At 41.6% G+C, this 12,010-nt stretch carries 5 protein-coding genes and 1 pseudogene; 2 read left to right on the forward strand and 4 right to left on the reverse strand.

Features of this window, described 5'->3' with window-relative positions:
* Window positions 1-493 precede the first annotated feature (493 nt).
* Complete coding sequence (locus tag MSSIT_RS24920; protein ID WP_231589810.1) at window positions 494-4,249, reverse strand: DUF3344 domain-containing protein; 3,756 nt, start codon at window positions 4,247-4,249, stop codon at window positions 494-496.
* 1,269 nt (window positions 4,250-5,518) lie between these two features.
* Window positions 5,519-8,323: a DUF3344 domain-containing protein gene (locus MSSIT_RS12825; protein ID WP_048172847.1), complete on the reverse strand. Its 2,805-nt coding sequence runs from the start codon at window positions 8,321-8,323 to the stop codon at window positions 5,519-5,521.
* An 806-nt stretch (window positions 8,324-9,129) separates the two neighbouring features.
* Here MSSIT_RS12825 and MSSIT_RS23410 point away from each other — a divergent pair.
* Together MSSIT_RS23410 and MSSIT_RS12830 are read left to right on the forward strand one after the other, a co-directional pair.
* A pseudogene (locus MSSIT_RS23410) lies at window positions 9,130-9,379 on the forward strand (IS5/IS1182 family transposase); the annotation flags it as partial.
* A 765-nt stretch (window positions 9,380-10,144) separates the two neighbouring features.
* On the forward strand, window positions 10,145-10,459 hold the full coding sequence (locus MSSIT_RS12830) for a hypothetical protein (protein WP_048182305.1): 315 nt from the start codon (window positions 10,145-10,147) through the stop codon (window positions 10,457-10,459).
* A gap of 184 nt (window positions 10,460-10,643) precedes the next feature.
* Here the strand turns inward: MSSIT_RS12830 and MSSIT_RS12835 are convergent, their stop codons facing one another.
* Window positions 10,644-11,117, reverse strand: coding sequence for a transposase (locus MSSIT_RS12835; protein ID WP_082088995.1), 474 nt, complete (start codon window positions 11,115-11,117; stop codon window positions 10,644-10,646).
* A complete protein-coding gene (locus MSSIT_RS12840) occupies window positions 11,090-11,449 on the reverse strand; it encodes a transposase (protein WP_052721650.1) in 360 nt (119 codons plus the stop codon). Before MSSIT_RS12840 ends, MSSIT_RS12835 begins: the two co-directional genes overlap by 28 nt.
* Window positions 11,450-12,010: the final 561 nt, after the last annotated feature.

Below are 12,010 nucleotides of genomic sequence, written 5' to 3' on the forward strand. Positions count from 1 at the left end.
TTAGTATTCTACAATATCGATTACAACCTGAATTCCTGGAAAATATATATGTATATATATTTTTCAGTATGTTGATAGCACTGAAATTAATTTTCATAACATAATATAATATGAAATAAACAAAAAGTATTAAATAGAAGTTTATTATAATTCCATATGTCTATAGAACAGATATGGATAAGTGAAAAGATCTACAAAATTTGTGGATGGCACCTGCAATGCTTGGAATTCCTCACCTGTGATATGCGGACAGGTGGGGAGCCCCAGGTGCGAGGAAAAAACAGAAAAATTCTGGTATTCTACTTATTACTTAACTTTTTTGACATTCCGCATTTATGACACTCGACATGTAATGATATCTCGAGGGTAACTGTTGGTCCCCTTGAACTTTCCAGGCCTGTCAATTGTTGAACAGTACTGGGGAAAAATTGGAAGAGACAAATGCCCTCAACATGCTTATAGATTTTATATAAAAAAGAAAGAAACAGCCTTATCAGGCTGCTTCTGCCCAGAAAATAAGGCATCCCTGGAATTGCCCTGTCGACGAGTAGTTTAACGGGAGGTCAAGCTGAGCTTCGGAGGTTTCCGAACTTTCTGCAGCTATGATCCTGCAGTAGCTGGACCAGATGCTCTGATCAAGCAGAAGTCCCGTTATAAACGGACCGTTTTCCTGGTCATCCACTTCAGCGGTCACTTTTATACTGGCACCTCCTTTGTTCTGAAGGGACAGGGGCAAGGACTCACTTGGTGTTCCGGGGGTGACTTCTCCGAAATCGAGATAATTCGGAGAGACGGTCAGGGAAATTGCAGGAATGATATCCACTTCGAGCGATACCGTTGAAGAAGAACCGGGCTCCGAAGAGGAAGCTTCTATCGCCTGCTGGGTAAGCTCTGCACCTGTATAGCCTTCTTTGCTGGCTGTTGCGGTAATGGTTCCTTCACAGCTTGCATTTACGGCAATTACAGCCGTTCCGTTTGCATCGGTAGTTCCTGAACCCGTAGCACAACCGCTCAGGTTAACAAGTGCTCCTTCAACAGGGGAATCGTCACCTGTTACGGTATACGTAACATCGGTTTCCTCTCCTTCGGTCACATTAAGGGGGCTTGCAGAGAGAGAAAGCGCAGGAGTGACAGGGGATTCGCTTTCAGATACCGCCTGCTGGGTAAGCTCTGCACCTGTATAGCCTTCTTTGCTAGCTGTTGCGGTAATGGTTCCTTCACAGCTTGCATTTACGGCAATTACAACAGTTCCGTTCTCATCGGTAGTTCCTGAACCCGTAGCACAGCCGCTCAGGTTAACAAGTGCTCCTTCAACAGGGGAATCGTCACCTGTTACGGTGTACGTAACATCGGTTTCCTCTCCTTCGGTCACATTAAGGGGGCTTGCGGAGAGAGAAAGCGCAGGAGTGACAGAAGTTCCATTCTTAACAACAATATACTCGGTTTTTACCTCTGAATCACTACCTTCAGATCCGCCCACAGTGAGGTTGACAGAGTAATTACCTGCAGTTTCGTAGGTATACGATGGGTTCTTTTCCTCGCTATCGATAGTGCCGTCATCATTAAAGTCCCAGGCATAGGAAGAGATAGTACCGGTTGATGTATCGGTAAAGTTTACTGCCAGCGGTGCATCTCCAGATTTCGGGGTTGCCGTAAAGTCGGCTACTGGCGCAGCAGGTGCCGATTCCTCATATTCGACAACAAGGATCTGCTGGAGTGCGTCCATACCTCCGCTTGTCGTACTCTGTATACCCGCCTCGTTTCCTGTTGCATTGATGTAGTTTGTAGCATCAAAGACTAAGGGACTCCCTGAATTTGAACTTCCCTGCCATGCATTGGTTGCCACTATGTTTCCGTTGAAAAGCAGGTTTCCTTCATCGGGCCCCGCACTTCCGGCGAAACTGTAAAGCATAGCGTTTGTGACCTTTTCCACGTCAATTGACATGCCGGTGAAAGGAGCATATGCCGTAGCCTCTTCTGGAGTGGTCCCGTAACTGGATGCAGATAAACCAAGCTCGTCGCATTCCTCATTGATGAAGATCTGCTTCCGGGTTTCATTAGCGTTCCTGTAGACCACAACAAGGGTGCTGGGGTACAGAGCGACTTTGCCGTAGAGGTTATTATCACCATCATAGGGGGTTGTGACAAAGCTGTTCCCTGCAGAGCTAAACCTGTCAGTTACATTGTAGACACAGAGCCCGTATTCATAATCAGCATAGGCGCCAAAATTGCTCCAGTCCCTGTAGAGGTTTCCGTTTCCGGTTGAGAGGTTTCCGTTCTCTATTATGTTCCCGTTGAAGCTGAGGTTCAACCACGGATATCCGCCAGCCGTCTGGTCCCAGTTGTAGGCGAAATAAAGGAAAACCTCTTCTATTGTGGAACCGCTCGGGACCGGAAGGTCGCTTGCAGTCCAGGTTTCGGTCCTGCCGGAACCCCATGCTCCAACACTCTTGTAAGCAGAATCAGGCTGAGTGGAATACAGAAGGTCCCCCTGGAGATCAAAGGTATGCCTGGTAGTGATATTGCTTCCGCCTTCCCAGTAGATGCCTTTGCCCTTATACCCGTTGTACCTGACATTTTTGGCCACACTGCTCTTGTTGTTGTTGGTCTCGTCCGTTTCAGCGATAAGGTTGTCCGGGTCAACAACGGCAGTGTAGGTCACGGTGCCGCCTTCAAGGTCACGGATAGTGGGGTCGATCAGGGTTACGGTGGTCTTTGCATCGCCAGCAAGGGAAGCAATCGTTGTCGTGTTTATTGGGACTGTTCCACTGGAAACGTCGCTTGCATAAACGGCTATCGAAATGTTGGTAAGAGTATCAGTCCCTGTGTTCTGGACATTGAGAACTTTCACAGTATTTGTTTCCCTGGCAAAGACAGCAGAAGCCGGAACGACATTGACAATTCCTGAAATGCTGAGGTCGTTCGTTGCCACTTGACCCGCTTGAGTTACGGTTATGTAATCTGTCTTCAGCTCGGAATCGCTTCCATCTTCATTCGTGACTGTGAGGTTGACCGTGTAGGTGCCCACAGTTTCGTAGGTATACGATGGGTTCTTTTCCTCACTGTCGATAGTTCCGTCATTATTAAAGTCCCATGCGTAGGATGAAACCGTCCCTGTTGATGCATCTGTAAACTGTACCTCAAGGGGAGCATTCCCGCTCGTTATATCTGCCGAAAAGTTTGCCACAGGCGGCTGGGAACTCGTTTCCCCCGGGCTTTTTACCACAAGGAACGCGAGGGGGATCTTGTAAAATGCTGCGGTTCCGGTACCCGAGAAGTAACGGGCATAGCCGAGTGTGGTATCACTGCCACCTGTAACTGAGGAAATCACGTCCCAGGAATCTATACCTGAATAAGCACCCTGTGCATCAGGGTCCCGGTCTAGCTGAAGGTTGGTGAACGTTCCCTCAACCGGGGGAGTCCCACCAGTGTACTCAAAGTTATTATCCGCGGTCGGGAACCCGTAGCACCCATTATTACTTGCCATATAGTCAACTGTCAGGGTAGCTGAAGTGACCTCAGAAAGGCCAGTTGTGCCAAAGCTTGTGCTTCCGACAGCAGTTTCTCCAAAATTGTCCTCAGTGTAATAAGAACAAACGTCATGCCCCTCGTTCACCCAGTAAGTGGTCTGCGTGGTGGAGGAGGGGTCGTTGTATGCGACTACGAGAGTGATGACTTTGATTCTCCCGTCGTAAGAGCCGGTGGTGTTGACATTGACATTGATAGTCTGATCGGAGATCAGGTCCTTTACATCATACCACATGAAGTAGTCGCTAGTCACCCGGTTCTCATGGTCATTGAGCATAAGATAGGGTTCATGTTCCCCGTGCCCGGTAAATTCGCTGTTGTCATTTCCAATCGGATTCCGATCAGCATCAACAAAATACTGGAATGCTCCATGCTCAGTTTCGGGCCAAACCTGCTCGTAAACGCCGTCATTGTCCCCATCCCAGCTGTTGGTGATGGAAAACTCATAATCGCTTTGCATGTGCCCGCAGTAAGCAGAGATATAAAGCCTGGCCCACGCAATCCGTCCGGGTTCGGCTACTGCGGCCTCAGGCAGCGTAAAAGTCTTGGTCACGACCTGTTCTCCCCAGTCAGGCGCTGGGGTTGCATCGAACCAGAGGTCGCCGGTCACTGTCCCGGTCTGTACGGTTGTCAGCGGCAAGCCTCCAACCCATTCATCTGCAGCTGCGGCGCCTGTAAATAAAGTAAGGCCTACTCCGCTGCACAGAATCAGCGTTAACAATATAAAAATTAATTTTCTGTTCGTAACTTTTCCTCCTGTACGAGTTGGAGAAAAAAATTCCAGAGCTATGTGTACAATCAGCTCCCACCAGAGGAGGTAACAGAAATCCAATTGATTTCAGAAAAAAATAAAAGCAAATTATTGTTGTTGTGAGTTGGAAAAATGCTCATAGTTAATTTTTAATCCAGGTAACGCTGAATTATCCCCTTTTCTGATAGGATTCTCTTTTACAGATTAGATCTAAAACTATTTTCTCCCTAACTTCTTCCCAATTTATGTCTAATTATTAATACTAATAATCATTTTATTAACATATTTTGTTATATATTAATCTTTCTAAATGCTTTTTTAAGGAATATAAAATTATTCATCATGGAGATTATGTAGCAATTTCTCAGTGTTCAAAGCTTTGAAATTACTGAATTGATCATTTTAAGCATATCTTTTTTGGATAATTGGTCTGGCAGGAGAAATACTCACATTTTTAAATGCAATAGCCCATTTTCAACCCTATTACTGCGAAAAAATTGGAAAAAACATGAATCTTATGTATTTAGTAGCTAATATGGTTATTTATCAAACCAATTATCAAATTATTTGCTTAACAATTATTAATATATTTTATTAAAATAACAAAATTTAACAATAAAATAATTAATATAATTCAATTAAAAGAGATTACTATCAGAAAATAAATCATAAATAACATGGAATTCAATCGAGAATCTTTTGGGTTCTAAGGATAACAACTCCTGATAAGACAAGAAAGAATTAAACATTTTCTTAAGAATGAGAATTCCTCACAATTTTTATTTTCTGAATTTTCTTAAGAAGCTCTGTTCCCTTTGGATATGAGCATGAAAATTACCTGTCATATTTGTTTCATTTTCCAAAGTTGCCCTATAATGCTTCAGATAGGCCAGGGTGTTTGCCGAGGATTTTTTTGATTTTCCCTAGTAATTGTAAGTATTTTTGACCTTTTAAGGTTCAATCAAATTTTGGCCCGGAAGCCAGTTGTGGTAAATCGAGGAAATAATGATCCCCAAACTTATCCAGATGAGGGACATGAGCCTAAATTTTCCAGACGAACTTAATGTCAATAGAGGTTACCAGTATCTGTTTTCCAAGCTTTTCCTGAGGGTTAACAATGAAAATCCGCAAGAAAAATGGAAGACCCAAAAAAAGAACAAAGCTTTTCCTGGCCAGGATTTTAACTTTTTTCTGAATTTCACGGGATTTCAAATGGGAAAATACAGAAAAACAGCCTTATCAGGCTGCTTCTGCCCAGAAAAGAAGGCGTCCCTGAAATTCCCCTGTAGACGGATAGTTTGCCGGAAGGTCAAGCTGAGCTTCTGAGGTTTCCGAACTTTCTGCAGCTATGGCCTTACTGTAGCTGGACCAGATGCTCTGATCAAGCAGAAGTCCCGTTATAAACGGACCGTCCTCCTGGTCAACCACTTCAGCGGTTACTTTTATACTGGTGTCTCCGTTATTCTGGAGAGTAAAGTTCAGGGTCTCACTCGGTGTCCCCAGGGAGACTGTTCCGAAATCGAGAGAATTAGGAGAGAGAGTCAGGGAAACTGCAGGAATGAGCGTCACATTGAGGGATGCTTCTGCATCAGGATCGGACCCCGAAGAGGAGGCTTCTCTCGCCTGCTGGGTAAGCTCTGTACCTTTATAGCCGTCTTTGCTAGCCGTTGCAGTAATGGCCCCTTCACAGCTTGCATTTACGGCAAGTGCAACCGTTCCGTTTGCATCGGTAGTTCCAGAACCCGTAGCACAACCGCTCAGGTTAACAAGTGCCCCTTCAACGGGAGAATCGTCACCTGTTACGCTATACACAACCTCAGTCTCCTTCCCCACAGTCACATTAAGGGTGCTTGCAGAGAGAGAAAGGGCAGGGGTGGCAGACGTTCCATCCTTATAGCTGACAACAAGGATTGAATTTGAAGGAACCATATAGTCGCCACTGTTGTCCGTAACCAAGGGAGGTATTATCCTTGCCCTGTTGTTTTCGGTCAGCAGATAGGTTCCTACAGACCTTGCTTCATCGATATCCAGATCAGAATAAGGTGTCGAGTCATAAATCCCTGAAGTGTTCATTTCATTGAACTCCAGACATATACCATCATGCCCCCCGGACTGTACTGTAGTCCAGAGGTGAGCCTCATCTACATTGCTGAGATCTATGGACCCTTCGAACGGAATTTCTACGGTAGCTTCCTCCGGAGTCAGACTACCCGAAGTACTCATCGTACTTACCATATCGCAGCCTTCATTGATCCAGTATTCGATTTCCTTTCCAGAGGAGTCTTCATATACCACAAGCAGGGCAATCCCGTCAAAACAGACAAAGTTTCCGGTATCACTGTGAGTATTTGTGACCACTGTAGTATAAGTTCCGCTTCCTGTCACAAGCCCTGTTATATCATAAGCCCAGGTCCCTGTTGGGTAGTCATATACTGAGCCCCAGCCTTTCTGATCGTCGTATTCGGCTTCAGGGGTCAGAGCGTTACCTTCAAACTGCAGGCTCATGGAAGGAATAACTCCGACAGTGGCTGTCGCACTCCATGTCCAGAAGTTATAGAGGCGGGCAAACTTCACAGTTGCTCCTTCAGGAAGCTCCAGGGAGTGGCTTACGCTGTACGTATCACCGGAAAATACCTTATTACTGTAGCTGCTGTTCCCATAATCATAAATAATGTTTCCTTTTACTGTACCGTGGGCATAGCTTTCAAGAGGATTATCCCCAGCGTAACCGTTATGCAGCACCTCCTGAGTCTTGCTCAGTTCATTATTTGTCGTGTCCGCATCGCTTATGATAGAACCCGGGACAACAACTGCCTTGAGAGTATAATCCTTTATTTCTTCCGGCTTCCAGGAAAAATCAACCGTTTCAGTAGTCCCATTTGCAAGTCCGGTAACCTGCCTGCTTTCGACAGGGACGTCATCAGAATAAAGTTCGAGAACAAAACTGCCTGCATCCTCTGGCCCGTTGTTTATTACAGTAACGCTTACGGTGTTGTTCAGGTTGTCCCAGGCTTTGGCTAACCCATTGTGCGAGACTTTCACCGTCTGTACACCCAGGTCAGATGAAGACGTTTCTTCGCTGGTGTTACCAGAGGGATCGTCACCGGTATCATCACCGGTGTCGTCAGAAGATGATGTCGTATATTCGGTTGTCAGAATGGCTAGGGCACATTTATAGAATCCAGCATTCCGGTCATAGGTTAAGGTATTTTTGCCAGTGGGTTTCAGATCGTCTTTAACATCCCATGTATCGGACCCGCAGTAAGTTCCCTGTGGAGTGCCTGAGATGAGGTTGTTACCATTAAAAGTGTATGTTCCATCCGTGCTTGCCATGTGCACAACTGTGAGTTCTGCATCAACCAGGGAAGAACCTTCCGGCAAATCTGCCTCAAAATCTGTGCTTCCCACGTAAGTTTCACCCTGATAATCTTCAACATAATAAGTATCTGCGTCATGTCCGCGGTTGATCTGATATCGGATCTTGTCCCCAATGCCGTCATTGTAAGCCACAACAAGGGTTATCAGTTTCATCCGCCCGTCAAAGGAGCCATCGAGAGGTGCCGTGTTTACTACAGCTGTGTTTTCCCCGGCTTCTACAAGGCTCGTGACGTCGTAATACATCATATAGTCACTTGTCACCTTGTTTACGTGGTCATTTACCTGGACATATGCTTCCCCGTCATTACCCCCGTTTGCAATGAAGTTAAAAGGAACATTCAGGGTTTCGTTTCCGAGAGTCACACCGTTGAAGCTAACGTTTGCTGTTCCTTCATAATTGTTTTGCATGTGACCGCAATATACGGTAGTGAGCAGCATTGCCCATTCGATTTCGGCGTTATCCGGAAGGGTAAATGTATGACCTATTGTTTTTTCATCGTTTATTCCCTGATTTGCCGTTCCGTAGTAGCTGTCAACATAGACACCACCGTCTACTGTTCCATTCTGAACAGAGGTGAGAGGGATTCCACCTACGTAATTATCAGCAAGGCAGACTCCGCTGCTCAGCATCAGTGTTAACAATATAAAAATTAGTTTTCTGGGCATAAATATTCCTCCTGTACCTGGTTCGAGACAAAATTCCTGAGTTCTGTGTAAAGAAGTTCCTGACAATGAGACGACAGGAATCAAAAATGTTGCCAGAAAATCAGAATAAACAAATTGTCACTATTCTTTGTGAAAAATATCTCATGCACCTATTTCATGGCAGTTAATCCCTACCTTTGAGATGAGACATTTTTACATACATATCTAAAGTTTCGTTTCCTCAAAACTTTTTCACCAATATTTTCTTAATATTTAATACAGATACATATATTATTCATAACTTTTCAGATATATCAATTTTTCTAAATGATTTATGAGCGTACCAGATTTCAGATATTGGCACGTTAAATAATGTGTATTTCAGTAGTGTATTCGTTCCAAATTTTATGAAATTATGCTTATCATAACGATTTCAATTCCTGATATTTTATCTCGGATTTTTTACTTCAGTAACAATGAAAACAGGAAAAATAACTCAACTGAAAATATGTTTATTTACGAATATGTAATACTTTTGTCTTTAATAATATGAACTATTAATTGTAAAAAGATACTAATCTTCATTGAAATAACAAACAAAAAATTATAGTTCATGTTGATAGGTTACATTCTGTTGGAAATGTTTGATATTGCAGGGAAAAGGACACAATTCCATAATTTAGTGATTTCTCATTTTTTTCCTGTCCTTAAACTTCAATTTCTCTGCTAACTTCACAAATAAACTGTAATATTACCCTTGACAGGCTGTCTCAAAACTATACCCGATCGTACATTTGAGTCAGAAACCCGTAATCTCTATCTCTTGTACAAGAGATCCTCGAGAACATTTAATGGAGGATATGGGGGCTAAACTGAACACAGAAAAAGGTACGGAAAAAAAGGAAAACAGGAATTGAATTTGTTATGATGTGTATTGTACACAATATAAAGAAAATAACAGACTTCATAAAAAGAGAAGGGAAAAACCTGAAAAGTATGCTGAAAATGATAGTTTGTGGAGGAGGTAAAGGCTGGAATAAAGTGGGAATTCGAGCTAGAATAACAAAGCTAGAATAGCAAATACGCTATGTTGACCTATGAAAATTATCTCTCATTGTTGAAATGAAATAAAAATTGAAATGGGTATTACCCAATTGTACAATTTAAAATGGTTATGAGATAGTAAAATGGTTATGAGATAGCCTGATAATATTAATTTTAATCTTAATATTTTGTCAGGGATCTATTCCTTTATTTCCACTCCAACATAAGTTCCACTAAAATGGATAAATAAGAAAAATATACATATACTAGAGCATTATCTATGTATGTATTGATTTTCTATGTATTACCTTTAAATTACACTACCTTTAAATAGATCCGATAACGATTGGATCATACCGACACTACTAAAGGATATGTAGATAGTAGGCGAGTGAAAATTCAAAAAACCAAAGCTTAGACAGCAAGGAAGGCTTGATAGAAAAGGAAATTTTAAAAAATTGTGTCAGGAATGTGACCAGGATTACCTGCACCGATTGGAGTACACTAAAATTGTTGATGGTATGCAAAAAAGAAGAAAGTTCGGTGTGGGTTATATAGTTTGTTGATACGTTGAAGTCTATGATAGTGTAAAAAGAAAATAGAGTGCGAATGTATGGATAACGGAACGAGGTTGGCGAATGCAGAATGAAACTGATAATCCGTGTCACGAAATGGAACAAGACTTCATGAAGTATTGGGAAGAAAACTAACCGATGGCTTACAAATATGGAAGTATGCCATCGAAACAGAGCAACCAGAGAAAGTGATGCCTTGTTGGGTAAAAATGGAGGCCAGCGAATGAAATCGATACTTGTAAGTGATGATAACACGGATCGACTGGAATCTCTCGGTGATGAATTGAGTGCAAACGAATCGATTAAACTGCTTCTTGATCTACACGATGACATTCATCACTGTCTGTATGGTGGTGCCCCGGCATCACCCGAACTGAAAAAACTTCTTGATAAGTGGAGTACGTTCGAGAAATCAGAATTTGAAGACTTGACTGAGAATATCTGTCTCCTGGCGACTGCTGGAAACCACGGTAGTTTGAAGGGAGCTGTGAGAAAAGCAATTAACATGTTCATATCAAAGCATTGCGTAACTGAATAAAAAAGAGTATTGATCGAATTTACTCACCATCCTCTTTTTTCTGGATTCAATCACTTTACAGCTTCTTATTTAAATGCTCTCCTAATTTAATATCCCAATAACATTTATAATGCACCAGGCCGCTTAATTCATTTTCATAGTAAAGCAGCAGAAGTTGACCGATACCTACAATATATAATTGAGCCTATCCCAAAAGCTCATTTAATCTAATTATTGCTGCTACCATTACAATTCCTAAATATGATGTCTCTTTAATTTCATATCTTGGAAATACTTTCTTGCATGACTCTATCCAGCTAAAGAACCTTTCTACTATGCTTTTCTTTTTGTATTCTTCCTGATCTACCTTTATTGGTCTTCCTATCTTCTTTTTCTTCCGATTTCTTTTATTTACTGGTACATTGGACTTTATTCCTCTTCTCCTGTTATATTTTCTAATTTTAGCTGTATCATACATTGCATCAGCTGTTACTTTGGAAGGCCTGTTAACAGGCCTTCCTATAGGTCTCTTTATATTGAAATTTTTAAGTGTCGGTATATAAAGTGTAGAATCATTCTTATTTGCAGGAACAATAATAATCGAAAGAGGTAGACCTTGTAAATCTACTAAAACGCTTATTTTTATTCCTTTTATTTTTTTGTGACCATCGTGGCCGATATTCCCCCTTTTTTAGCCGGAACATCCTTTGTATCAGTAAAGCATTGAGAAAGATCTATTTTATTCAAATCGTAACCTTTGTTCAAAAGTTCATTGAAAATCTTCTGATAGATACCATGTTCACACAGATATAGATGAAATCTATGAACTGTTGACTTTGATCCATATCTCTTGGGAACGTCTTTCCACGTACAACCGGTCATAACAACGTAAAAAATACCATTCATTAACTTCCTCATATTTGCACGCGGCCTTCCTGTAAGTGGTTTCTGTGGAGGAAGATAAGGTTCTATGGAGTTCCATAGAACATCATCGATTTCACGAAATGACATAAAAGTAAATTTATAATTTCAACATAATATTACTTTTGGGATAGGCTCATTATATAATTTTTGCAAATATTCTAAATAGTATACTAAAGAGTACTCTTTAAGATATACCTGGCATAAGAGCCCCTTCATAATCAAGGTGCAGAACATCATTTAATCGAAAACAATCGAAAACAACCTTTCGAATATTTTTCCTTTTATTTCTCTCCTCTTTTGCGATCTGGAACCCTGCAAGGAAGAACTTAAAAGGATTAATCTGTTCTTTCCAGCCTTCCTCCAGATCTTCAGGAAAGTTGTACTGAAAGAAAAACAGTTTGCAGTATAAATGAAAAGTTTGAAAAATAAATAACCTGTTTTGAAGGAAAATAATTAGTTACAAAAATATTTATTTATTAACAAATCATATAGATATATTACAATCTTATTAGGTGACATTATGCAATGTAACTTTTTAAATAAAACTGGCACAGGAGACACTGAAACATATAGATGTGAAATTAAACCCTGTAATTTTGAACCAACTAAGGAAGATAAATCTAAATACTGTATAGGAGAAAATTTTCC

Origin of the sequence: Methanosarcina siciliae T4/M (genome assembly GCF_000970085.1) — an archaeon.
GTDB classification, from domain to species: domain Archaea; phylum Halobacteriota; class Methanosarcinia; order Methanosarcinales; family Methanosarcinaceae; genus Methanosarcina; species Methanosarcina siciliae.